19 protein-coding genes are annotated in these 23,355 nt (G+C 62.9%); 6 read left to right on the forward strand and 13 right to left on the reverse strand.

Annotated elements, in window-relative coordinates; translation table 11 throughout:
* The first annotated feature begins 99 nt into the window (after positions 1-99).
* Complete coding sequence (locus C7S18_RS21975) at positions 100-489, forward strand: DUF2541 family protein (RefSeq protein ID WP_106893592.1); 390 nt, start codon at positions 100-102, stop codon at positions 487-489.
* Between the two features lie 11 nt (positions 490-500).
* Complete coding sequence (locus C7S18_RS21980; protein ID WP_106893593.1) at positions 501-1,799, forward strand: NAD(P)/FAD-dependent oxidoreductase; 1,299 nt, start codon at positions 501-503, stop codon at positions 1,797-1,799.
* 34 nt (positions 1,800-1,833) lie between these two features.
* Here C7S18_RS21980 and C7S18_RS21985 read toward each other — a convergent pair whose 3' ends face one another.
* The 5 genes from C7S18_RS21985 to pmbA form a co-directional block, all read right to left on the reverse strand.
* Complete coding sequence (locus C7S18_RS21985) at positions 1,834-2,283, reverse strand: GatB/YqeY domain-containing protein (protein ID WP_106893594.1); 450 nt, start codon at positions 2,281-2,283, stop codon at positions 1,834-1,836.
* A 218-nt stretch (positions 2,284-2,501) separates the two neighbouring features.
* Positions 2,502-2,717, reverse strand: coding sequence for a 30S ribosomal protein S21 (gene rpsU / locus C7S18_RS21990; RefSeq protein ID WP_106894143.1), 216 nt, complete (start codon positions 2,715-2,717; stop codon positions 2,502-2,504).
* 241 nt (positions 2,718-2,958) lie between these two features.
* On the reverse strand, positions 2,959-3,804 hold the full coding sequence (locus tag C7S18_RS21995; RefSeq protein ID WP_106893595.1) for a DUF4344 domain-containing metallopeptidase: 846 nt from the start codon (positions 3,802-3,804) through the stop codon (positions 2,959-2,961).
* A gap of 234 nt (positions 3,805-4,038) precedes the next feature.
* Positions 4,039-4,599: a nucleoside deaminase gene (locus tag C7S18_RS22000; RefSeq protein ID WP_106893596.1), complete on the reverse strand. Its 561-nt coding sequence runs from the start codon at positions 4,597-4,599 to the stop codon at positions 4,039-4,041.
* 2 nt (positions 4,600-4,601) lie between these two features.
* Positions 4,602-5,972 (reverse strand): metalloprotease PmbA, encoded by a 1,371-nt coding sequence (pmbA, locus tag C7S18_RS22005; RefSeq protein ID WP_106894144.1) that lies wholly within the window; start codon positions 5,970-5,972, stop codon positions 4,602-4,604.
* Between the two features lie 42 nt (positions 5,973-6,014).
* Between pmbA and yjgA the strand changes: the two genes are divergently transcribed.
* A complete protein-coding gene (gene yjgA / locus C7S18_RS22010; RefSeq protein WP_106893597.1) occupies positions 6,015-6,626 on the forward strand; it encodes a ribosome biogenesis factor YjgA in 612 nt (203 codons plus the stop codon).
* A gap of 10 nt (positions 6,627-6,636) precedes the next feature.
* Here the strand turns inward: yjgA and C7S18_RS22015 are convergent, their stop codons facing one another.
* From C7S18_RS22015 to gpmI, 8 genes are all read right to left on the reverse strand, one after another.
* Positions 6,637-6,966: a PilZ domain-containing protein gene (locus C7S18_RS22015; protein ID WP_106893598.1), complete on the reverse strand. Its 330-nt coding sequence runs from the start codon at positions 6,964-6,966 to the stop codon at positions 6,637-6,639.
* A complete protein-coding gene (locus C7S18_RS22020) occupies positions 6,966-9,830 on the reverse strand; it encodes a DUF1631 family protein (RefSeq protein WP_146152066.1) in 2,865 nt (954 codons plus the stop codon). The genes C7S18_RS22015 and C7S18_RS22020 overlap by 1 nt, the downstream gene beginning before the upstream one ends.
* Before the next feature lie 340 nt (positions 9,831-10,170).
* A complete protein-coding gene (locus C7S18_RS22025; RefSeq protein ID WP_106893600.1) occupies positions 10,171-10,656 on the reverse strand; it encodes an acyl-CoA thioesterase in 486 nt (161 codons plus the stop codon).
* A gap of 21 nt (positions 10,657-10,677) precedes the next feature.
* Complete coding sequence (locus C7S18_RS22030; protein ID WP_240623943.1) at positions 10,678-11,352, reverse strand: rhomboid family intramembrane serine protease; 675 nt, start codon at positions 11,350-11,352, stop codon at positions 10,678-10,680.
* Positions 11,353-11,363: 11 nt separating this feature from the next.
* Positions 11,364-12,317 (reverse strand): general secretion pathway protein GspB, encoded by a 954-nt coding sequence (locus tag C7S18_RS22035; RefSeq protein ID WP_106893602.1) that lies wholly within the window; start codon positions 12,315-12,317, stop codon positions 11,364-11,366.
* A gap of 7 nt (positions 12,318-12,324) precedes the next feature.
* A complete protein-coding gene (locus C7S18_RS22040; RefSeq protein ID WP_106893603.1) occupies positions 12,325-13,902 on the reverse strand; it encodes an ExeA family protein in 1,578 nt (525 codons plus the stop codon).
* 111 nt (positions 13,903-14,013) lie between these two features.
* Entirely contained in the window at positions 14,014-15,234 is a 1,221-nt protein-coding gene (locus C7S18_RS24315) for a murein hydrolase activator EnvC family protein (protein WP_146152067.1), read from the reverse strand.
* Complete coding sequence (gene gpmI / locus C7S18_RS22065; protein ID WP_106893608.1) at positions 15,231-16,757, reverse strand: 2,3-bisphosphoglycerate-independent phosphoglycerate mutase; 1,527 nt, start codon at positions 16,755-16,757, stop codon at positions 15,231-15,233. Before gpmI ends, C7S18_RS24315 begins: the two co-directional genes overlap by 4 nt.
* Positions 16,758-17,079: 322 nt before the next feature.
* On the opposite strand from gpmI, the gene purL reads away from it, so the two are divergent.
* From purL to gspE, 3 genes are read left to right on the forward strand one after another with little or no spacing between them, the layout of a single operon-like run.
* Positions 17,080-20,922, forward strand: coding sequence for a phosphoribosylformylglycinamidine synthase (gene purL, locus C7S18_RS22070; RefSeq protein ID WP_106893609.1), 3,843 nt, complete (start codon positions 17,080-17,082; stop codon positions 20,920-20,922).
* Between the two features lies 1 nt (position 20,923).
* On the forward strand, positions 20,924-21,628 hold the full coding sequence (locus C7S18_RS22075) for an exosortase H-associated membrane protein (protein WP_106893610.1): 705 nt from the start codon (positions 20,924-20,926) through the stop codon (positions 21,626-21,628).
* On the forward strand, positions 21,625-23,352 hold the full coding sequence (gene gspE, locus C7S18_RS22080) for a type II secretion system ATPase GspE (protein WP_106893611.1): 1,728 nt from the start codon (positions 21,625-21,627) through the stop codon (positions 23,350-23,352). Before C7S18_RS22075 ends, gspE begins: the two co-directional genes overlap by 4 nt.
* Positions 23,353-23,355 lie beyond the last annotated feature (3 nt).

Below are 23,355 nucleotides of genomic sequence, written 5' to 3' on the forward strand. Positions count from 1 at the left end.
TCGAATCTGAATCAGTCTTGACTGCTATCATCACTGGCGTCAACGGGATACGCGGGGCCACGTTCTGTCGTGTATTCCACCCCGACTGAGGAGGTCTCAATGAAGACGAAGTTGTCTCTGATCCTGTCTGCAGCATTGCTGAGCCTTTGTGCCCTGAGTGTGCACGCCGATGATTCGCGCTACCTGGGCAGCACCAAGCTCGCGCACCACGAGAATGACCTGGACCTGATCAAGACGCGCTGCAAACCGCGCATCAATGCGATCAAGCTCAAGGCCAAGCATGGTCAGGTCGAAATCGAGAGTCTTTGGGTGCGCTTCCGCGATGGCAGCACCGATACGCTGCATGTTCGCGACCGCATCGCCCAAGGTGGCGAAACGCGCTGGATCGATCTCGAAGGCGGCAAACGCTGCGTCGTGCAGATCGGTGTGATCGGTGATACCGAGCTGTCGCTGGATCGCGCCCGGGTCGATGTCTACGGCCGCTACTAAGCCCTGTTGCAATGACTGATCGCGTCCAGGGAACGGACCCATCCTTGAAGCCGCAGGTGCTGATCATCGGCGGCGGCTTCGGCGGCTTGTGGGCCACGCGCGCGCTGGCGTCAGCGCCCGTCGATATCACGCTGATCGATCGCACCAATCACCATCTGTTTCAGCCATTGCTCTATCAAGTGGCGACGGCCGGCCTGTCGGCGCCGGATATCGCCGCGCCACTGCGACATATCCTACGCAGCCAGCGCAACGTTACCGTGCTGATGGGCGAGGTCACGGGCATCGATGTCAGCAAGCAGTTGGTGATGATCGGCAATGAGCCTTTGCGCTACGACTATTTGATTGTGGCTGCCGGCGCGACTCATGCGTATTTCGGGAACGACGCGTGGCAGCAACACGCCCCGGGTTTGAAAACGCTGGAAGACGCATTTGGTATACGCGCGCGAATGCTGGCGGCGTTTGAGGCTGCTGAGCGCACCGACGATCCAATTGCGCGCGCCCGGCACCTTCGTTTTGCCGTGATTGGTGGCGGTCCCACGGGTGTCGAGCTGGCGGGCACGTTGGCGGAAATCGCCCGGCATACGCTACCGAGAGAGTTTCGTCGCGCCGATCCACGTCGGGCCGAGATTCATCTGATCGAAGCTGGACCGCGTGTACTGGCAAGCATGCCGGAGTCACTGTCAGAGAGCGCGTGTCGGCAACTGACCAAGCTCGGCGTGCAAGTGCATACAGGGACTCCGGTCACTGTGATCGATGCGGATGGCCTGATGCTCGGTCCGAACCGCATCGAAGCCAGTACGGTGCTCTGGGCAGCGGGCGTTGCCGCGTCACCACTCGGTGCGTCGTTGCCAGCTGAGCGGGATCGGGCCGGACGCGTCAAGGTTGATCCCGATCTCAGTGTGCCAGGACATCCAAACGTGTTCGTCATTGGGGATCTGGCGTCAATCCAATGCGACGGCAAGCCCGTTCCCGGCGTGGCGCCAGCTGCCAAGCAAATGGGGCGCCATGTCGCGGCCCGAATCCGCCAAATGCTGGCGGGCAAATCAGACCGGCCGGCATTCCGGTACGTCGATTTTGGCAATCTGGCGACGATCGGTCGCCTGGCGGCGGTGGTTGATCTGCGCGGGGTTCGATTTGCCGGCGCAAGCGCGTGGCTGTTCTGGCTGTTCGCGCATCTCTTTTTTCTGATTGGATTCCGGAACCGATTGGTCGTGTTGATCAACTGGGCGATCAGCTATCTGACGTATCAGCGCGCCGCGCGCGTCATTATCGGCACGCCAAAACCTGACCCAATAAAAAACCCGGCCTGAAGAGCCGGGTTTTTGCTGTTCAGCGTAGCTGAACTCAGAGCGCGGCGAGGCGGGCCTTGACCTGCTCAGACAGCTTGCCAAGATCCGCACGGCCCGCCACTTTCGGGCGCAGCGCGCCGATCACCTTGCCCATGTCCTTCGGGCCGGTGGCGCCGATCTCGGCGATCGTCGCGTTCAGAATATCGAGCAGCTCCGCCTCGCTCAATTGCGCGGGCAGGTACGCCTGGATGATGACGAGTTCGGCGCGCTCGACCTCGGCGAGATCCTCGCGGCCCGCATTGCTGTACTGCTCGATCGAATCCTTGCGCTGCTTGGACATCTTTTCGAGCACGGCCAGCACCTGGCTGTCGTCGAGCGTGATGCGCTCATCGACTTCGCGCTGTTTGATCGCGGCATTGATCAAGCGGATCACGCCGAGCTTTTCCTTGAGGCCGCCCTTCATGGCGGTCTTCATGTCTTCGGTGAGTTGGGCCTTGAGGCTCATGGATTACTCCTTCTTCTTTCGGGTGCAGCAACGGCCGACTCGTCACTGCAGGGTGGGGTTTGGACCCCAGGAACGCCGTGGGATTCGTGTTGTTGCCAGTGGGCTTGGTGCCTTTGCTCAGATCAGATGGATCGGGCGGGGAGCTTTTGCGGACTGAGACAACACAAAAAGCCGACGGCACTCGCGTGGCGTCGGCTCTTGATGTGTTGCAACCGCAATCAATACATGCGTTTGCGCTTGGTCACATCGCGGGAGACGCGACGCGAGTTGCGCTTGACCGCGGCAGCGGCCTTGCGCTTGCGCTCTTGCGTCGGCTTTTCATAGAACTCGCGCTTGCGGGTCTCGGCAAGAATGCCGGCCTTTTCGCACGAGCGCTTGAAGCGGCGCAGGGCAAACTCGAATGGCTCGTTTTCGCGGACTTTGACGGATGGCATGAAGGCTCCAAAAAGCATAGGCCGCAGGAAATGCCTGCGGAAGGGGCGCGCATCATAATCAGGTCTGCGCCGGAATGCAAAATCTTCGTTAAAGAAATTTTGTGAATCCGTCAGAATCGTTCAGGCAGGCGGCCGCCAAAATGGCGACCGATCTGGTCGCGCGCGACAAAAAGTGCCAGATAATTCAAGACGTTGTGGGGATCAGGGCGACCAGCGCCGGTAGATGCGCGCGCCCGCGGCTTCACGGCGCCTCCGGTTCCGGTTTGAAACCGGCGGCCACGCCAACATCGGCCACCAGGTTGACCAGTTCGTAGCACAGGGTGATCGTGTGCTCGTCGCCGCTCCAGTACGCATTCGGGGTGCCGCATTCCCGACCCACCAGTCGGATCATTGCCTCGCCTTCCGGAAACCGGAACTGTTTCAGCATCGCGGCCAGTTCTTCCAGCACCTGCCATTCCTGCACCAGGCTGGCGGCTGCCTGATTGGCTTCCGACGCCGCCGGCTGGTATTTGACCGGGACCAGAAAGCCGTCCAACTGCATCGGCGCCCGCGCCGTGTTGCCACTCAGGTAGGCCCGCCAAGACTGGTCGTTCTGCTGGGCTTCTGGAATGCACGATTCGCGCCGGTCTTCCGGCAGGTGCGTGCGCCCGGCAAGCGGGCCCATCGTCTGCGGGTCCGTGCCATAGAGCAGGCAGATGATTTGATAGCCGCGCTGCTCGTCGATGCCATGCTCGTCCCACCAGGCCAGCTGTTCGCGGCTCAGCTCGCTGTGTTCACCCAGTGCCAGCCACCATTCGACCGCGGCGATCGCGTCGCCCCCGTCTTCGCTCTCGCTCGGGCCCATCCACCACGTGGCAAAGCGGTCGGCCGCATCTTCCTCGCGGCCAAGAACCGGAATGTCGTAGAGATCGACAAAGCCATGCCCGGCTTCATGCAGCAGCACAAAGCGCAACGTGCCGCGGACAAACTGTTGCAGATGAACGCTTTCGCGGAACATGGCCTGCGGCGGCGCGAGCCGGAAGGGTTCGGCGGCCAGCACCGAGAGGCTCAGACAACAGCTCAACAGGCCAACGAGAAGGCGATTCATTTTTTTGGGGCTCCAAGGGCGGTTTGGGCGTGCGCTGCTGTTTGATTTGGCAGTGCGAGCCGGTGCGGTCAAGTCAGCAATCGTCACGATCGCGTTGACCGGTGCGCGCGTGCGGGCGCCAGTTTGAGCCAAGTTGGCGACCTGTCAGCCCCCGAAACAGGGGGCTTCACCGCTGGTTCCGGTGGACGGACTGCCGTTTGCCATCGCGCCTGCCCGGCGCCGTCGGGTGCGCGCTCAGTAACGGACGCCGGCACCGCGTTGATAGGCGGCCAGCACTTCCCGGCAGGTCTGGCGCAGAACATCCGTCCGGACCTTTACGCCGCGCTGTTGCAACTCGCCAATCCAATCGGTTGGCAGCGGGCCCTCATCAAACTCGGTCAGCTCATGCACGTCGTCGGCACGCGCGCCAATGACCAATTCGTCGATACCGGCCCAGAAGCTCGCGCCATAGCACTGACAACAGGGCTGGGCGGACGTGTACAAGCTGAAATGGCCACCATCCTGATTGAGGCGGAACCGCTGCAGGCGCTGCTGCGCCGTCATGAACGCCATGATCTCGGCATGGGCCAGAGACGTCGATTGCGGCACGACCCGATTGACGCCGACCGACACGAGCTTGCCGTTCCCATCAAAGATCGCTGCCCCAAATGGGCCGCCGGTCTCCATTTCGACATTGCGGCGGGCCAACTGCGCGGCCAACGCCATGCGTTCGTCATCGCCGTGGTAGGGGCGATCAGTGTCGACTTCCTGAAACACCCAGGCCGGCAGGGTCAGATGTACTTGCGCATAAAGCATGATCAGGCCTCCAGAACAGCGGCAGGCGCAGAGGCGCCGGCAATGGTCATCTGCTCGATCAGCAGCGAACCACAGAGGATGTGAGAGCGGAGATCGACATCGCTGCCCACGCCAACGATGCCCGTCAGCATGTGCCGGAGATTGCCGGCAATCGTGATTTCATCGACGGGGTAGGCGATCTTGCCCCCTTCGACCCAGAATCCCGCGGCGCCGCGCGAGTAATCGCCGGTGACCAGATTCAGCCCCTGACCCATCAGCTCCGTGACCAGGAGGCCGCGACCCATCTGCGCCAGTAGTTGGTCGAATGTCTGGGTGTCTTTGGCCTGCACCAGCAGATTGTGAACACCACCCGCGTTACCGGTGCTCGAAAGCCCCAGCTTCCGTGCCGAATAGCTGCCGAGCACGTAGCGCTGCAACACGCCATCAGCGACCAGGGTATTGGGCGCTGTGGCGACGCCTTCAGCGTCAAACCAACTGGACGCAAAGCCCTTGTTTAGCCAAGGGTTCTCGTGAATGCTGACCCCGGCGGGCAAGACCTGGGTGCCCAACGAATCCAGCAAGAAACTGGCGCGGCGATACAGCGCGCCGCCACTGACGGCGCTGATCAAACTGCCAATCAGCCCGCGTGCCAACTCGGGCGCAAACAGGATTGGTGCGGTGGTGGTTTGGATCTTTTGTGGGCTGAGTCGCGCCAACGTTCGGGCTGCCGCGCGCTGACCAATGGCTTCAGCGGCCTCCAAATCAGCGGCAGACAGGGCGGTGCTGTACCAGTAGTCGCGTTGCATCCCCTGGTCGTCTTCGGCCAGCAGCGCCACGGAAATGCTGTGCCGCGTATCGCGACCACTGCCAACAAACCCGTGGCTGTTGGCGTAGACCGACAGGCTGGCGTTGCTCGAAACGGAAGCGCCGTCGGAATTGTTAATCCGGGCGTCCACATCGCGTCCGGCCTGCTCGCACCGGAGCCCAAGTGCGATCGCGGCATCCGCACTGAGCGCCCATGGGTGCCACTGGTCGAAATCTTTTGCCGCAACAGCCATCCGTGCCGGGTCAGCCAGGCCCGCGCACGGGTCGGCTTCGGTATAGCGGGCGATCGCAATGGCCTGCTCAACGGTTGTGCGGATGCTGTCCGGACGAATGTCGGCAGTACTGGCGGTGCCTTTGTGCTGGCCTAAGTAGACGGTCACGGCAACGCCGCGGTCGCGAGTGTGCTCGACCGTTTCGACCTCGCCCAGGCGCACATTGACGTTCAGGCCGGCATCAATATTGAGGCCGACCTCGGCCTGGCTGGCACCGAGCGACCGGGCCCTTTGCAGGACATCCTCGGCCACTTGGCTCAGTCGCGCGAGTTCCTCTTGGCTGTTTTCAATGTTCATCAGCGCCTGCTTGGTCGACAAAAAGAGTCTGGACTCGCCACAATGACGGCCATGCGTGACGATTTCAACCCCGACGAGTTCTATGGCGGCCCCAGCCGCAGCCAGCAGCGCCGCGAGGCGCTGGACGTATTGGCATTGGCCAAAACCCTGATGGAGCTGTCGGAAGGCGAGCTGGAGCAGGTGCCGATCAGCGCGGGCCTGCGCCAGCAGGTCGACTTTGCGCGGAGCATCACCGCCCATATCGCGCGGAAGCGCGAGATGCAGTTTTTGGCCAAGCACTTGCGCAAAGCCGAGGACGAACTCCCGGCGATCCGCAAAGCGGTGGCAGCCAACAAGCTGGATAAGCGTCGCCAATCGGCTGCGTTGCATCGGGCCGAGCAGTGGCGCGATCGCCTGCTGTTGGGCCAGGACGACGACGTGAATGCGGCTCTCGAAGCGTTCCCAAGCCTCGATCGCCAAACGCTCCGACAACTGCAGCGCCAGGCTCGGCAGGAGGCCGATCGAGGTCAGCCGCCCACGGCGGCGCGAAAAGTGTTCAAGCTACTCCGCGACGCTCAGGCCGCGCTGGGGAAGGACGCCGACGTCGACGCGGATGCAGACCTCACTAGCGACAGCCATCCCACTGACGACGACGGGCATCACCCCGAGGACTGAGTGCGCCGGATCAGCCTTCGTTATCGACCCAGGCAGCGAGCAGGTCGAGGTCGCGGGCGGCAATGTCGATGATGCGGAACCCCGCCCAGAACTGCCCCGTCTGCGCCACTTCGCTCCACTGTTCGTGACAGCCCATCTCAATGGCGACGGGAAGGCCGCGGCTGTCTTCGATATGAAAGCTGAGCTGGTAGAGCGCGTTGCTCTTGACGGGTTTGTTGGCGATCAGCATCAGGCCATCCACAGACAGATTGCCCACTTGCCCGAGTACCTGTCCGGTCATCGTGTTGATCACCGGAATCGCGTTTTCGACTGAACGTCGCTTTGAGCGGCGATGCTCCATCAGGCAGTGCCTCCCTGGCCGGCAAATTGTTTCAAGGTCTTGACGATGGCGCCGAACGCCCGGTCGAGCAGGGAGTCTGGCTTATCTTCGACGACGCTGATCCGACCGCGACTGATCTCGCGGACGAGTCGCTCGATATCCGTTTCATCGACTTTCGCACCGCGCTGGTTGACGAACAGACAGCGCCCTGTGAGCGGACTGAACCAGGACAGCTTGCGGCGCACCCGATCGCCGCCGGGTGATTTCAGTTCGAACCAGGTGCCGAACGGCAATGCCCGGACCTGCGCCAGCAATTGCTGTTCTTCGGCGTCGAGCGGCGGGTCAATCTTTGCGCGGTGCGGCAGATGGGTGTGGACGGAGTGATCGCCTTCCTCGCCGAGCTTGCTGCGCGACTTGAGGCGGGCGGCAACTTCCGTCAGCGTCGCGCCTTCCTCGGCACCCGATGCGGGCTCGTCGCCCGTGGCAAACAGGCGATCAACAACCGCCTGAACGTCTTCGTGATGGACGCCCACCTGGGCGAGGCCGGTTTCCACCTCCTGGCGCAGTTCGACACGGGTGCTGGCGTCCTGCAGCTCGTTGTCTTGTCCGGGTGTCCCGGCAGCTATCAGGCGATCGACCAGTTCCATCCGGCGTCGGAACGCATCGGAGTCCTCACCATGGCGAAGCACGGTCAGCGCGAGCACGTCTGTCCATGCCTGTTCCAAAAGCGTCTTGATCAGGGTCTTCAATTTGCGGCCGGCGAGCCGGTCCGCAATGGCCTTCTGGGCGACGACGCGCGCGTGGTCGAGCTTTTCCCGACCCTTCAGCGCATCGACCTGCCGCCGCTCCGCAACATCCGATTTCCGGACCACGGTCTGCATGTGCCGGGCCAGGTCGCCGAGCAAGTCGTCAAAGACGTCAACATTGTCCTGAAACTCGTGGACGACACGGTCGATCACCACTTGCATCTTGTCGAGCAGACTGCGGTCTTCGTCGGAGCCGTCGAGCCAGTACATTCCCGTTTCCGCCACCGCATTGAGGAACTGTCGGGCCGGGTGCGTCCGCTTGGTGAAGAAACTCTTGTCCCGCAACGCGACGCGCAGCAGCGGTACCTGCAAGCGACTCATCATGTTGCTCATTGGCGTCGTGGTCGTTCCTTCCTTCAGCAGGCTGTCGAACAGCAAGCCGACCAGATCGAACGTATCCGCGTCCTCACTCTGCAGGCTGGGGGCCTTGCCGCTTGGGGCGAGTTGCCGGAGCTGATTCAGCATGTCCTGCTTGATGTGGCTGACCGTCCGCGGCGTGACTTTGCCGCCGGTAAACATCGGGGTGACCGGACGACTTTGCAGGCCAGCCAGCACCGACTCAATATCGTCATGCCGGATCGGATAGATCGAGTCAGGTGCCAACGTCGGACTGAGCCCAAGTGCCTGGCGGCGACCGGCCAGCAGCTCGCGCATGTCATCGAACACCATTTGCCCAAACGCGTCATTGGCTGCATCGGTGGGCACTTTCTGGGCCACCCCGGGCCAGCCCGTCATGGGCCGGGAGAACCCTGGCAAATGCAGATCATCAAGGACTTCCTTGCCCAGATGCCCTGGCGTGCCGGGCCGTCGCGCCGGCTCGTTTGCCGCGCTGGTCGGTGCGATCGAAGCGGGACCCGATGGCAGCGGCTTCGGCATCGGCGGAATCGCCGCGCTCGGCGGCGGCGCCAGGTTGGACAGCGGATTCGGCGCTGAAGGATTGGGGATGCTGGAGTGGCCGGTTGGCGCGGGAGCAGGGTGCTCGGCCGGATTGCCACCGGCGCCAGCCGCCGCCGCGCGCGAGCGGGCCAGGCTTTGCATGAGTTCCGCCAGATTGGAGCGCGCACCGCCGCCACCAGACACAGCACTTTGGGCGGCGACTGGTTGCATAGGTGCGCTGGCTTGTGAATCCGAGATTGCCGGCGCTTCGGGCGCCAGCGCCGCCGCATTCGGATTCGGGGGTGTTTTGGGCGGCGCGCCAGACGGCATCGGCGCACCGGAATGCAATGGTTCCGGGGCGGGTGCCGAACTGCGGCTATCTACCGGCACGGCGCGCTCGGGCGCCCGCCCAGAGCTCGGAGTATGACCGGCACCGCTACCGACACCGTGACCCGCGCTGCCATTTGCGCCGTCCGATTCGGCGCGGCGGTGCCGGGGTAGCGACAAGATCAGGTTTGGCAGGATTCGGGCTTCAATCAAAGAGCGATTAATCTGTTCCAGCAGCTGTGCGTACTCGCCAAAGACGCAGCGATCAAAATGGCGGAAGAACATCACGCGGAACTCGGGCGCGACCTCGAGCGCATCGGCGGCCAGTCGAATGCACTCGCAGAGCTGGTGCGGGCCAACCGGCAATTCATCGGCCTCGAAGGCCGGGCCCTCGGCCAACACGCCAAAACGTTGACCCAGCGCAAACAGCGCCTGGGAGTTTCGAATTTCGGCTTTGCTCGCCGCTTCCATCAGCGCCAACGAGACATCCAGATCTTCCGCCGCAACGAGGCTCAACTCGCGTTGGCCGCCTTTGGACTTGCTGAACGCCGGAGCCCGGCGGTCCTCACCGACGCTTGCCAAAGCCGTTTCGAGATGCAGAAAAAAGCGCGGCCCAACATCCGCCCGGCCGCGCCGGACTTCGCGCAGGGCCTCAAAGCAGCGTTGCTGTTCCTGATTGCTGCGCGACTGCTCGGCAAGTTTGAACAAGGCTTGTTCGAGATCGTTGAGGCTGGTCCGGATCAGGCGCTCCAGTTCGGTGGCCAAAAGGCCCAGCACGCCCTCCAGCGCCGCACGCGGCCGCGCCGGGAGGTTGCGATCCCGAATTCCATGTTTGCGGTCACTCCCGCGCGACCCGCTGCCCGTCATTCCTTCCATGCCTGCTCCTGCGTCCGCCCGAACGGACACCTGATTGATTCCATCGCCTGCACGCCCAATTTCGCGTTCATGCACGATAGCAGGCAATAACGCCCGCGACCGGACATGCACCACACCACATTGCTGCGACCCGCTCTACCCTGCCGGTTCTGCCTGCGATGCATCGGCGATGCAATCAAGCATATTGATGGTCAGAACCTGAGGCCGCCGGTTATTGAAGCAAAGGCCCTGCCAAAATGTGCGCCAAGTCACATAAATTGGCGCCTGATTGGGAATTGGTCTGACCTGTTCGGTTGCTGCGGTCGCTCTGGCGGGGTTGTCTCAATACACGCCGAGCGGATCAGAACAGTTCGGCCAGCATGCGTCGACGTTCGGCTTCGATTTCCTGACGCATCGTGAGGATGCGGTCGGCATAGGCCTGCAGGTGTTTCTCGGTCTCGGTTTCTGGGACAAAGGCCGGCACCGCCACGGGTTGCCGCTCGGCGTCCACCGCGACGAACACCATCAGGCAGTGGGTAGTGCGCTCATACTTCTCTCCGGTGATATCACGAGCGTGCACATCCACGGCCACATGCATACTGGTGCTGCCGGTCTTCACGATACGCGCGCTCACCTCGACCAGCTGCCCGATCGAAATGGGTCGCTGAAACTGGATCCCGCCGACGTACACCGTAACGCAGTAGCGCCCCGACCAAGCCGACGCACACGCGTAGCCAGCCTGGTCGATCCAGCGCATGACGGCGCCGCCATGGACTTTGCCGCCGAAATTGACGTCGCCCGGTTCGGCCAGAAAACGGAACGTCACCTCACGATCAGTGCCAGCCATCAGTGTGCTCCTTGGAACCAGTCAGGAATTTCGTAGGCGCTTGGCAATTGCCGGGCGCGACAACAGCGCAAACAGAACGCCCGAGACGAACCCGGCGAGATGTACCGGCCAGGCTACGGCAGCGAGGTTTGGGCCGGCGAGGGCGAACAGAATTTGGATCAATACCCAGATGCCGATCAAAATCGACGCCGGCATGCGCACCCACTCCATGAACAGTCCAAGTGGAATCACCAGGCCGAGCCGGGCGTTCGGGAACAGCGTGATATACGCGCCAACAATGGCCGACACCGCACCCGAGGAGCCCACAATGACCGCTTCGCTGCCCTGGTAGAAAATGGCGCCGCACAGGTTCGCCAGCGCGCCGCAAATCAGGTACAGCGCGACAAACCGACGCGAGCCGAGCAACCGCTCGGCCGACAGGCCAAAAATCAGCACGAAAACCATGTTGCCGAGCAAGTGAGGGAAATCGACATGGACAAAAATGCCGCTGAGCAACCGGAGCAACTCGCGGCCGATCGGCAGGGCCTGACCGAGACTGAATGCACTGGCGAGTCGGCTCGGCACCGTGCCGAACCCGTAAAGCGTGGCCGAGCGCGTCGACTCAGGCTGCAGCATTTCCCAGACAAACACGCCGGTACACACCAGGACAATCAAGGCGGTCCACCAGGGCCGCTTCTCGCGTCGTCGCGATGGCACGTGGACAAACATCAATAACCCTGCCGGCGCAGCAGAAAGCGTTCGCCGCGGAACTCAAAAACGGCGCCGTCCTGGCGGATCTCACGGAGCCAGGTTTCCTCTCCGACCACCCCGCCTTCCTGCAAGCGAGCGCCGTTGACGATCACAAAGCGCCGGCTTGGGTCCTGATGAAACACAAACAGGCTGACCTTCAACGCGGGGATGGCCTGCCGGGTGGCATGGGGAAGGCTGGTAAATTCGGGCAGCGCGGTGTTGACGATGGGCTCAGCCGGTGCCTGCGTCGGGCCCGGTGGTGCCGAAGCGATTTCCGGCACGGGTAGCGTCGGGGGCGTTGCTGCAGGCGCGGTAGCAACCTGAGTCGTCGGTACGGGCGCTGGCGTCGGTGCGGCGGGTGGCGCTGCACTCACCGGTGCCGCCGCCAAAGCGGCTTCCGATTGCTCGATCTGGCTCGCCGAGGGTGTCGGAAAGCTCGGTGGCGGGTCACTGTCCACGGGCGCCGGTGGCGCTGGCGCGGGCACTTCGGTAAACGCTGGGCCCCGAGCGCCCGCAGGCGGCACAACGCCTTGGTCGGTCGGCGCTGCGGCGGCGATGGACGCACTCGGCGCGGGCGGCGTTCCAGTCATACCGGTTGGTGCCGCATTCGGGGGCGTGTCCGCCGCAATGTCCGCGCCCGTGGCGGGGTTCGCGGCGGGTTCGGTACTGAGTGCGACGCTGCCCTCAGGCAGCGCTTTGGTTGCGGCCGCGTGGTCTGGTTCTTCTGCTGGCGAGGGAAAGCGCTCCGGCCACAGGATACTGCGATTCACGTAGGCTCCCGCCAAGCCAACCAAGACGACAAACGCTGCGAACACGGGCCAAACCGGCCGCTCCCGCTGCGGCACAAACGCCCGCTCCGACAGCACGACCGGCAGTTCTCCGGCACGTCGCTCGGCTTCGGATTTTTTCAGGGCTTCGAGAATCAGGCTCATGTCGGCATTATGGGGGAAACGGCGGCTTCCGAAGACGGGGGCCATTGGGATCACGACTGGCCAGCAGCCATAGGGTTTCGTTGCCAACCACGCCATCGGCGCTCAGGCCGAAACGATGTTGCAACTCCAGAACCCGGATTCGGGTTCGGTCGTCAAACACCGCATCGCTTGGCACACTGACTTGGTCAAAGTCGCGCAGCCGAAGGTGCAGCCACGTGACGGCCGGCCCTTCCGCGCGGAGCGCCAGCGGCGACTCGATACTGACAGCCGGCGCGTAAAGTCCAATGTAGTCGCCAACCCAGCGTTGCTCCAGTTCGGCACGACCGACACGCTCGCGACGACTGCCGAAATCGAGCGCAATGCGCTCCAGATCGACGCCGACGAGACGTACCCAGCGACTGTCCCCACCATCGCGAAGGAGCAGAAATACGGGCCGGTCGATCTCGCCAAGTTGCGTCAGGTTGCTCTTGCCGCGCCAGCAGCGCAGACGATCGTCCAGCCGCTCCGGACAAAGCAGCACCCGATCCAGCAACGCCGGATCCGCCGACCACTCCTTGAGCCAGCGGCGCGCCAACTGCTGTTCGTATTCACGCGCCATGGGCCGGTCTTCATCAAGAATCTCGGCCAGCGTGACGGGCGCCGGTGGGGCCGGTATGACCGGTTCGGGTTCTGGCGCCGTCAGCGCCGGCCAGTAGCGCGGCAGCAGGGTCAGCACGACGGCGATCGCCGCGGTTCCGAGAAACATCAGCGGCCAGAAGCGCCGACGGCGGTGCTGGCCCAGAACCTCGTCGGCGGCCTCATTCACCAGTGCCGGGCTGATCGGAAGCTGTTCGCGCGCGTAACCCGCAGTCAGGGCGCGGTCAGCAATCACATTCAAAAGACGGGGCACGCCTTGCGCCCGTCGATGCATCGTCGTCAGTGCCGTGGTCGAAAACGGAAACCGTTTGCAACCGGCCACGGCCAGGCGATGGCGCACGTAGGCCTCGCTCTCGGCGGCCGATAGTGGCGTCAAGTGATACCGCGCGGTGATGCGTTGCGTTAGCTGCCGAAGCTCCGGCTTGGCAAGCAGGGCGCGCAGTTCGGGCTGACCGAGCAGCAGGATTTGCAGAAGCTTCTGGGTTGGCGTCTCCAGATTCGTCAGCAGCCGAACCTGCTCGAGCGCATCAATCGCCAGGTTCTGCGCCTCATCAATGATCAGTACGACACGAAGCCCTTGTGCGTACGCGTCGAGCAAATAATGGGTCAAACGGTCGATCAACATCTTGGTCGAGCCGTGGGCGCCCTGAATGTCGAGTTTCAGCTCCTCGGCAATGGTCTCCAGCAACTCGACGGCCGAGATCTTCGGGTTCAGCACCATCGCCACCTGCGTGTGCTCAGGCAACTGTTCCAACAGCAATCGGCAAATGGTCGTCTTGCCGGTGCCCACTTCACCCGTCAACAGCACAAACCCGCCCGAGCCGCCCTTGCCGATGCCATACAGCAGGTGCGCGAGCGCGTCCCGATGGCGTTCGCTGAGGAACACGAATCGAGGGTCAGGCGTTATCGAAAACGGCGCCTCTTTCAGGCCGTAAAAGTCGAGCATCATACGGAGAGCGTAACCCGACTGCCGGCCCGAGTGCATCCCGGCCGCGAACATCGACGGGTGTCCGGTTCAGACACTGCGCGCCATGGACGCCCATTGGGCGGGGCAACCGGCTTAGTTTCTGGCCAGCCAGAGCAAGGGATTGTCGGGTCGCGAGCTGACCCGGACTTCAAAATACAGCCCCGGCACGGCGTTGCCGCCGCTCTGGCCCACTTGCGCCAACACGTCACCCGTCTGCACCCAGTCGCCTACTTCCCGGCTCAGGCTTTCGTTCTGGGCATAGAGACTCATGACCCCGTCTCCGTGGTCCAGAATCAGCACCAAGCCATAACCCTTGAGCCAGTCGGCAAAAGCCACGCGGCCATGTGCCACCGCTTGCACTGGCGTGCCGGTTTTGGCCTCGATCAACACCCCATCGCTGACCCGTCCAGGCGCCAGCTGCACGCCAAAACGTTGCAGGATCTTGCCGCTGACCGGCCATGGCAGGCGGCCGCGCTGCTGCCGGACCGGCGCCTGCTGTTTGGCGAGGTCGGTACGCACGTCGGCCAGGATGTCGGTCAACCGCTCCAAGAGCTGCAACAACGCCTGCTCGTCCTTGGCAAGACTGCCAAGCGCCTGCTTCTGCGCGTTCAGGCGCTGCATCAGGCTGGCGACTTCGGCGTCGTGCCGGGACCGCTGGCTGCCGAGTTCTGCCTGCATCAATTGATCCAGCCGGCTCGCAATGGCGTAGGCCTTGTCGGCAGCGCGGCTGGCATCCTGAAGGCTGTCCAGTCGGCGGGTGTCAGCCAGCAGCTGCTGGATACGGCGTTGCCGTTCGCGCTTCAACACGCGCAGGTAGCCCAACTGGCGGAGGCGCAGGTCCGAGCCATCGCGGTCGAGCAACGCACGCAGCGACTCACTGCGACCACTGGCATAGGCTTGCCGGACCAAGCCGGTCAGGCGCTGGCGCTGTTGGTCGACTTGCTTGCTGAGTGCCGTCTTCTGCGTACCGATTTGCTGGCGGAGCTGGTTCAGCGACTCCGATTCGGTCCGGCGCGCCTGGCTCGCCCGGGCAATCAGCGCCTGTGCTTCATCCAGTGTGCGCAACGCCGTTAGTTGTTGATCCCGCGACGACTGCGTCTTGGCCAGTTCGGAGCTGGCTGCGGCGATCTCGGCACGCAGCGCCTTGAGCTTGGACTCGGTCAAAGCCTGCTCGGCATTGCCAGCCGACAGTGGCCAGGCCATCGCACCCAACAGCAGCCAAACGCCAGTCAACACCCGCTTGGAACGCACCGGCCGCCGTCTGCTCCCGAACAGGCCAGGCAGGTCCAGGCTTGGGCGGCCAGGTAGCATCATGGGCGGATCAAGAGGCTCTTGCCGGTCATTTCGGCCGGTACCGGCACGTTCAGCAAGTCGAGCACGGTTGGTGCCAGATCGCACAGCGAGCCGCCATCGCGCAGCCCGCCGGCCGGGCCCACGTAGACGAGCGGGACTGGGCCAACCGTGTGCTGGGTGTGTGGCTCACCGGTCTCAGGGTCGCGCATCATTTCCAGATTGCCGTGATCGGCGGTGATCAGCATGGCGCCACCGACCTCGGCAAGCGCGGCACGAATCCTGCCGAGTGCCACATCGACCGCTTCGACGGCCTTCACGGCCGCCTCGAACACGCCGGTGTGGCCGACCATGTCCGGGTTCGCGATGTTGCAAAACATCGCGTCAAAGCGCCGCTCGCGAATCGCAGCACACAGTTGGTCGGTGACTTCGGGGAGGCTCATTTCCGGTTGCAAATCGTAAGTGGCCACTTTCGGACTGGGGACAAGGATACGCGTTTCACCAGGAAACGGTTGCTCGCGGCCGCCGTTTAGAAAAAAAGTCACGTGGGCGTACTTTTCGGTCTCCGCAATCCGCAGTTGGCTGAGTCCGGCTTCGGCGAGGACCTCCGGCAGCGAGTGCCGGAGGTTCTGCGGGGGGTAGCAGACCGCGGTCACGGGCAGCCCGGCGGCGTATTCCGTCAGGGTCACGAACGCTGCCAGTTTGGGGACGCGGCCGCGCGCGAATCCTGCGAAATCGGCCTCAACAAACGCCCGCGTCAACTGGCGCGCTCGATCGGCCCGGAAATTGAGGAACAGCACAGTATCGCCATCGGCAATCGGCAAGCCCCCGGTCAGATGCACCGGTTTGACGAACTCATCGGTTTCGCCCCGCGCGTAGGCAGCGGCCAGTCCGGATGCGGCATCCGCGGCCTGGAACTCGGCAGTCGCGGTGACCAACAGCGTCCAGGCACCTTGCATCCGCTCCCAGCGCTGGTCGCGGTCCATCGCGAAATAGCGCCCGCAAAGGCTCGCGATCCGCGCGCCAGTGACGTCGCACACCGCCTGGAGCTTCGCCAGCGACTCGCCGGCGCTCTTGGGCGGCGTGTCCCGACCATCCAGAAACGCATGCACCCGCACGTGCTGAAGCCCTTCGGCATGGGCGGCGCGCAGCAGTGCGAAGACGTGTTCCTCGTGGCTGTGTACGCCTCCCGGCGACAGCAGGGCCATTATGTGGAGGGTGCCACCCTGTCGCGCTTGGTCGAGCGCTCGGCGTATGCCGGTGTTGCTGGCAAAGCGACCGTGCTTGAGGTCCTCCTCGATGCGCGTCAAGTCCTGGTAGACCACCCGGCCGGCGCCGATGTTCATATGACCGACTTCGGAGTTGCCCATTTGCCCGTCGGGCAAGCCAACGTACAGGCCGTGCGTCTGAATCACCGTGTGCGGCGATGTCTTGAGCAAGTCCCGCCAATTCGGCGCATTGGCAGCCGCAATGGCATTGAAATCAGGGTCTTCCCGATGGCCGAAGCCATCCAGGATCAGCAGCAGCACGGGTTTGGCAGTGGCCATGAGCGATTCGCAACATCAGGGGGAACGTACGTTAGCAGGCGCTGGCGCACGCGGCATGTCGGTCGTCTTGGGCCAACGGGTTGCCTGGCGAACGAAACGTGCTGTCGGCGCCGCCCACCAGCGTGCCATCCGCGCAACGGCGCTTTCAGCCGGCAGTCAGCGCAAATTCTGCCTTGTTTGCAACATAAAGTGATTTTAATCAGGGTCTTAGAGAATTGAGGCGAGAAACGGGCGGCACCGCTCCGGCCTTTCGGGAATGCCCGGAGTCGGGTCCATCCGCTATCCTTGTCCTCTTTTCTTGACTGGATTTAAGGGACTTCGGATGGACTTGCTGCTGGGTCGCGAGACCCTATCGCCGTTTCGGCGTCAGGAACTGAATCGCAAGCTTGCGCCATTCTCGGTGCAGGTGTCGTCTGCGCAAGTTCTGTACGCGCTGAACGCGGAATCCGGGCAAACCCTGGATCCGGTCCGCCTCACCGACCTCCTGGATACGGTTGGCAGTGTGCCCGCTGCGGATGCCAACACCGTCGTGGTCATGCCGCGAATTGGCACGATCTCGCCCTGGGCGAGCAAAGCGAAGGACATCCTGCGCGGCGCCAACCTTTCGGTGCAGCGGGTGGAACGGGGTTGGCGCTTTCAGCTCACGGGATTTGCCGCGCTGGCTGACGATCAGCGCCCAAAAGCCCTGCGTCAGCTGTTTGATCCGATGACGCAATCGGTTTTCGTGGGGGATGCGGCACTCGATGTGCTGTTCGGTCTGGAGACGCCGCGTCCAGTTGCAGAGATCGAACTCCGTGGCGCGGCCCGCGAGGCGCTGAGTGCTGCTAATCAGGCGCTGGGCTTGGCGCTTTCTGATGATGAGGTCGACTATCTGGCAGCTGCCTACGCCGAGCTCGGCCGGAATCCCACCGACGCCGAGCTGATGATGTTCGCGCAGGCAAATTCCGAGCACTGTCGGCACAAGATTTTCAATGCCGACTGGCGCATCGATGGCGTCGATCAGCCTCTGTCCTTGTTTGCGATGATCAAGAACACGCACAAGCACAGCCCGGAGGGCACATTGTCGGCCTACCGCGACAATGCGGCGGTGGTGGCCAATGCCGAAGGGCGCCGCCTGCTCGCCGATCCCGATACCCGGCAGTGGCGATTCGAGACGCAGGACATCGCGTTTGCGATCAAGTGCGAAACCCACAATCACCCTACGGCGATTGCGCCGTTCCCGGGCGCCAGCACGGGCTCAGGCGGAGAGATCCGCGATGAAGGTGCCACCGGGCGCGGCGCCAAGCCCAAGGCCGGCCTGACCGGTTTCAGTGTCTCGCACCTTCGCATTCCCGGGCTGCCGCGTAGCTTCGAGTCGAAGCGCCCGTTGCCGCCGCGCATGGCCAGCGCATTCGAGATCATGCGCGATGGTCCGCTCGGTGGCGCGGCGTTCAACAATGAATTCGGCCGGCCGGCCATCAATGGTTACTTCCGCAGTTTTGAGTCAGCCGTCGACACCCAGCTGACGCGCGCCTACGACAAACCGATCATGTTGGCAGGCGGGCTCGCGAACATGCGGGCCGACCAAGTCGAGAAAGGCGTGCTGCAAGATGGCGATGCCGTCATCGTCCTGGGCGGTCCGGCGATGCTGATCGGGCTTGGCGGTGGCGCCGCGTCGTCGGTGACGTCCGGCACCAACAATGCCGATCTGGATTTCGCTTCCGTGCAGCGCGATAACCCCGAGATGGAGCGCCGCTGCCAGGAAGTCATCGACCGCTGCTGGTCGATGGGCACCAACAACCCGATTGTCAGCGTCCATGATGTGGGCGCGGGCGGGCTGTCGAACGCCATTCCGGAGCTTTTGAACGACTCCGAAGTGGGCGGCCGGATCGAGCTTCGCAAGATCCCGAATGACGAGCCGGGGCTGAGCCCCATGCAGATCTGGTGCAACGAGGCGCAGGAGCGTTATGTTCTGGGTGTGCGTCCTGAGCGTCTGGCTGAGTTCGAGGCGATCTGTCAGCGCGAGCGCTGTCTGTTTGCGGTCGTCGGCACCGCGACCCAGGCGCGGGTCCTGAAGGTCACCGATTCATTGCTTGGGCATGACGTTGTCGACATGCCGCTGAACGTACTGCTTGGCAAACCGCCAAAGATGTTCCGCGATACGCATCGCGAACCAGTCGTCGAGGCGGCAGCAGCTGCAGACCTGAGCCTGCCCGACGCGATCCAGAAAGTCCTGCAGCATCCGACGGTGGCGGCCAAGACTTTTCTGATCACGATTGGCGATCGTACCGTCGGCGGCTTGATCGCCCGTGACCAGATGGTTGGACCGCGACAAGTGCCAGTGGCCGATTGCGGCATGACCCTGCTCGATTTCGACAGCTATCGTGGTGAAGCGTTAGCCTTGGGCGAGCGCACCCCATTGGCGCTGAAAGATGCCGCGGCCAGTGCCCGGATGGCAGTGGGTGAGGCATTGACGAACTTGGCCGCAGCGCCGATCGACAGCCTGAAAGACATCAAACTCAGCGCAAACTGGATGGCGGCCGCGAATTTTCCGGGCGAGGATGCCGCGCTGTTCGACGCCGTGCGTGCGGTCGGCATGTCGCTGTGTCCGACGCTCGGGCTTGGTATTCCGGTTGGCAAGGACTCCCTATCGATGCAGGCGAGTTGGCTGCATGAGGGCGCGCCGCAGCGCAGCGTGTCGCCAGTGTCCTTGATCGTCACGGCGTTCGCGCGGGTGCCGGATGTGCGCCGGGCGTTGACCCCCGAGCTCGACATCGAGGCGGATTCCGAGATTTGTCTGATCGATCTGGGGCGCGATCGCCTGGGCCGGTCGATTTTGGCCGAGGTTTGCGGGCAGTCGCTCGGTGCTGTGCCCGACCTCGACAGCGCCGACGAATTCAAAGCGTTTTTCGAGACCATCCAGGTGTTGAACCGCGATGGTTGCCTGCTCGCGTATCACGACCGCTCGGACGGTGGTGCGCTCGTTTGTGCACTGGAAATGGCGTTCACTGCCGGTATCGGTCTCAGTATCAATCTGGACGCTTTCGGTGACCGCGACCCCTTGGCCGTACTGCTGAACGAAGAGCTCGGCGCGCTGATCCAAATCCGCAAGCAGGACTTCGGCGCCGTGCTGGAAGCCTTTGCCGAAGCTGGCTTGGCGGCCCGCCTGAGGCGGTTTGCGACATTGCGCGTCGACGGCCGGGTCGAGGTGCTGCGTTCCGGTGCGCGTCTGCTGAATACCGATCTGGATACGCTGTATCAAACCTGGCTCGAAACCAGTCATGCGATGCAGCGGCTGCGCGACAATCCGGAATGTGCCGATCAGGAACGCGATTCCAACCTGCGCGCCCAACACGCCTTGGAACCCCGGATCACGTTCGATTCAGCCGAAGACATCGCGGCCCCATACATCGCCACCGGCGTGCGGCCGAAAATTGCGATTTTGCGCGAGCAGGGCGTCAATGGGCAGGTCGAAATGGCGGCTGCATTCACGCGTGCCGGTTTCGACGCGTTCGATGTGCACATGAGCGACCTGATCAGTGGGCGCGAGCGTCTGGAACGTTTCCAGGGTCTCGCCGCGTGCGGTGGGTTTTCCTATGGCGACGTGTTGGGTGCCGGCCGCGGTTGGGCCAGCTCCATCCGCTATCACGGTGACTTGCGCGACCAGTTCCAGACCTTCTTTGCCGATACCGGCAAGTTTGCGCTGGGTGTCTGCAATGGCTGCCAAATGCTGAGCCAGCTCCATGACCTGATCCCGGGCGCCGAGCACTGGCCGCAATTCCACCGGAACCAGTCGGAACAGTTCGAGGCCCGATTTGCGTTGGTCGAAGTGCTGGAATCCCCGTCGGTCTTGCTCGGCGGCATGGCGGGATCACGGATTCCAGTGGCTGTCGCGCACGGTGAGGGCCGGGTCGTCTATCGGGAGCCTCTGCATGCCAAGGCGGCCCGGGTGGCGGCACGATTTGTCGACGCCTCGGGCACACCGACCAGCCAGTATCCGGCTAATCCCAACGGTTCCCCGGCAGGCGCGACCGCATTTGCCAATACCGATGGACGTGTCACGATCATGATGCCGCATCCGGAGCGAGTTTTCCGCTCGGTTCAGATGAGTTGGCGTCCAAAGGGCTGGGGTGAGGATTCACCCTGGATGCGGCTATTCCGAAACGCAAGGCGATTTGTGGCTTGATATGGCAGACCTCGTCCCTGATTTTGGCAAGACCGAAGAACCCGTTCGCGAGCCCGTCTCGCTGAAGACGTTTTTCATGCTGTGTGTGCTTTGGTTGCCCTTCTGGTTTTTTGTCTGGTTCGCGCTGCGCTCGCCGATCACGTTCGTCACCCGCAAAGTGTCGGAGTGGATGTTGAACTGGTGGCAGCCCGGGCTGATCTTTGAGACCAAGCAGCACTATCACCACTGGATCGTCAGCGCGTACGTGCCGCCACCGCCAGGCGTCGAAATTCCCGCCGGGCAGTTGGCGATCGCCGACATCGATGTCAACGTGCTGCTGTACACCTATGGCTTGGCAGTGTTCTGGGGTTTGATGTTCGCCTCGCCAAGCGAAGAGTTTTCGCTGGCTCAGAAGCTTCGAGATTCCTTCCTGGGCTGGCTGATCCTGCTGCCAATGCACGCTTTCGGCTGTGTCATGCACGTTGCGTTGAACGTGTTCGTTGTGCTGGGAGAACCGGGCGCGGCCTACGCTGCCGAGCGCGGCGTATCGCCGACGTTTGTCGCGTATTTCTACCAATTCTCCAGTTTGGTCATGCCCACCCTGTCCGGCCTGATGATGTGGGCGATTTTCCAGCGCCACTTCCTGCGCGACCTGCAGGGCGATCACTGGATGGAAACTAATTTCGGATCATCTGGTCCAAAGCCCGGATCCCAAGGTGAAACATGACTGAAACCCTCGCCCCGGACGCTGTACAGCCGGAATCCAGCCTCGAAGACCGTATTTGCCAGAACCTGCTGGAGCGGGGGCGTTTGCGCGAGCCGGACCTGATGCGCGCGCGCCGACTGCATGAAGAGACGCCCGATGGCGACTTCATTTCGCTGCTGACCCGGCTCGGACTGGTCAGCGAGAAAGACGCCGCGGAGGCGCTCAGTGACGTCATGGAACTGGAGCTGGTGTCCGCGAAGGACTGCCCTGATTCGCCGCCGCAGGGCGTCAGCCTGTCGGTACGCTTTCTGAAACAGTTCCATGTCGTACCCATTGCCGAAACCGATACCCACCTCACCTTGCTCGTGGCCGAACCGCAGGACCCGTATCCCGCGCAGGCCGTCGAACTGGCCACCGGCAAAGAGGTGGTGCTGCGCATTGGGATCCGCTCAGAAATCGATGATCTGGTCGAGCGCTATTTTGGTGCAGGCCGATCGGCAATGGGCGCGATTGTCGAGAATCTGAGTGATGAGGCCACCCGCTCTGAGGATGACGTCGAGCACCTGCGCGATCTGGCATCCGAAGCACCCGTCATCCGCCTGGTCAACCTGATCATTCAGCGCGCCGTCGAGGCTCGCGCGTCCGATATTCACATCGAGCCGTTTGAGAATCGGTTGAAAGTGCGCTACCGCATCGACGGTGTGCTCGAAGAAGTCGAGTCGCCGCCGTCCAGTTCCACGGCTGCCGTGATTTCGCGCATCAAGATCATGGCCAAGCTGAACATCGCTGAGCGCCGGCTGCCCCAGGACGGTCGCATCATGTTGCGCGTGCAGGGCAAGGAGCTCGACCTTCGTGTGTCGACCGTGCCGACATCGTTCGGCGAATCAGTCGTCATGCGTATTCTGGATCGAGAGTCGGTAGTGCTCGACTTCCACACGCTTGGCTTCACGGATGAGTTCCTGCCGCAGTTCATGAACGTGTTGCAATTGCCACACGGCATCATGCTGGTGACCGGCCCAACCGGCTCCGGCAAGACCACCACGCTCTATACCGCTCTCAGCAAGTTGAACACGCCGGACGTCAAGATCATCACGGTCGAGGATCCGGTCGAGTATCAAATCGAAGGCGTCAATCAGATCCAAGCGAAGCCACAAATCGGGCTCGATTTCTCGCACGCACTGCGCTCCATCGTACGCCAGGACCCAGACATCATCATGATCGGCGAAATGCGCGATCTGGAAACCGCCAAGATCGCGATCCAGTCGGCGCTGACGGGGCATCTGGTGCTGTCGACGCTGCACACGAACAATGCCGCGGGCGGCATCACCCGCCTGCTCGACATGGGCGTTGAGGACTATTTGTTGACGTCCACCGTCAACGGCATTCTCGCGCAACGCCTGATTCGAAAGGTGGAAGCAACGCACGCCGAGCCCTATGTGGCACTGCCCGAAGTCGTCGAGGAGTTCAACCTTCGTCGCTTCCAACCAGAAGGCGTGGTCAAGCTGTACCGGCCGGTGGGGTCAGCATTGACGCCTACGGGCTACCTCGGTCGAACCACCATCATGGAATTCCTGGTCATGGCCGACCCCCTGCGCCGATTGGTGATGCAGCATGCCGACATGGGCAAGATCGAGGCCACTGCGCGCGAACTTGGCATGCGCACCATGTTTGAGGACGGTCTGGTCAAAGCAATGAATGGGGTGACCACGATCGAAGAAGTCCTGCGCGCGGTACAGCAGGAGTAAGCC

It is taken from the genome of Ahniella affigens (assembly GCF_003015185.1).
Lineage (GTDB): Bacteria > Pseudomonadota > Gammaproteobacteria > Xanthomonadales > Ahniellaceae > Ahniella > Ahniella affigens.

Excerpts from the sequence above, each read along its gene's own strand:
- C7S18_RS21975 (WP_106893592.1), top strand. The coding sequence starts at position 100 with ATGAAGACGAAGTTGTCTCTGATCCTGTCTGCAGCATTGCTGAGCCTT.
- C7S18_RS21980 (WP_106893593.1), top strand. The coding sequence starts at position 501 with ATGACTGATCGCGTCCAGGGAACGGACCCATCCTTGAAGCCGCAGGTG.
- C7S18_RS21985 (WP_106893594.1), bottom strand. The coding sequence starts at position 2,283 with ATGAGCCTCAAGGCCCAACTCACCGAAGACATGAAGACCGCCATGAAG.
- rpsU (WP_106894143.1), bottom strand. The coding sequence starts at position 2,717 with ATGCCATCCGTCAAAGTCCGCGAAAACGAGCCATTCGAGTTTGCCCTG.
- C7S18_RS21995 (WP_106893595.1), bottom strand. The coding sequence starts at position 3,804 with ATGAATCGCCTTCTCGTTGGCCTGTTGAGCTGTTGTCTGAGCCTCTCG.
- C7S18_RS22000 (WP_106893596.1), bottom strand. The coding sequence starts at position 4,599 with ATGCTTTATGCGCAAGTACATCTGACCCTGCCGGCCTGGGTGTTTCAG.
- pmbA (WP_106894144.1), bottom strand. The coding sequence starts at position 5,972 with ATGAACATTGAAAACAGCCAAGAGGAACTCGCGCGACTGAGCCAAGTG.
- yjgA (WP_106893597.1), top strand. The coding sequence starts at position 6,015 with ATGACGGCCATGCGTGACGATTTCAACCCCGACGAGTTCTATGGCGGC.
- C7S18_RS22015 (WP_106893598.1), bottom strand. The coding sequence starts at position 6,966 with ATGGAGCATCGCCGCTCAAAGCGACGTTCAGTCGAAAACGCGATTCCG.
- C7S18_RS22020 (WP_146152066.1), bottom strand. The coding sequence starts at position 9,830 with ATGGAAGGAATGACGGGCAGCGGGTCGCGCGGGAGTGACCGCAAACAT.
- C7S18_RS22025 (WP_106893600.1), bottom strand. The coding sequence starts at position 10,656 with ATGGCTGGCACTGATCGTGAGGTGACGTTCCGTTTTCTGGCCGAACCG.
- C7S18_RS22035 (WP_106893602.1), bottom strand. The coding sequence starts at position 12,317 with ATGAGCCTGATTCTCGAAGCCCTGAAAAAATCCGAAGCCGAGCGACGT.
- C7S18_RS22040 (WP_106893603.1), bottom strand. The coding sequence starts at position 13,902 with ATGATGCTCGACTTTTACGGCCTGAAAGAGGCGCCGTTTTCGATAACG.
- C7S18_RS24315 (WP_146152067.1), bottom strand. The coding sequence starts at position 15,234 with ATGATGCTACCTGGCCGCCCAAGCCTGGACCTGCCTGGCCTGTTCGGG.
- gpmI (WP_106893608.1), bottom strand. The coding sequence starts at position 16,757 with ATGGCCACTGCCAAACCCGTGCTGCTGCTGATCCTGGATGGCTTCGGC.
- purL (WP_106893609.1), top strand. The coding sequence starts at position 17,080 with ATGGACTTGCTGCTGGGTCGCGAGACCCTATCGCCGTTTCGGCGTCAG.
- C7S18_RS22075 (WP_106893610.1), top strand. The coding sequence starts at position 20,924 with ATGGCAGACCTCGTCCCTGATTTTGGCAAGACCGAAGAACCCGTTCGC.
- gspE (WP_106893611.1), top strand. The coding sequence starts at position 21,625 with ATGACTGAAACCCTCGCCCCGGACGCTGTACAGCCGGAATCCAGCCTC.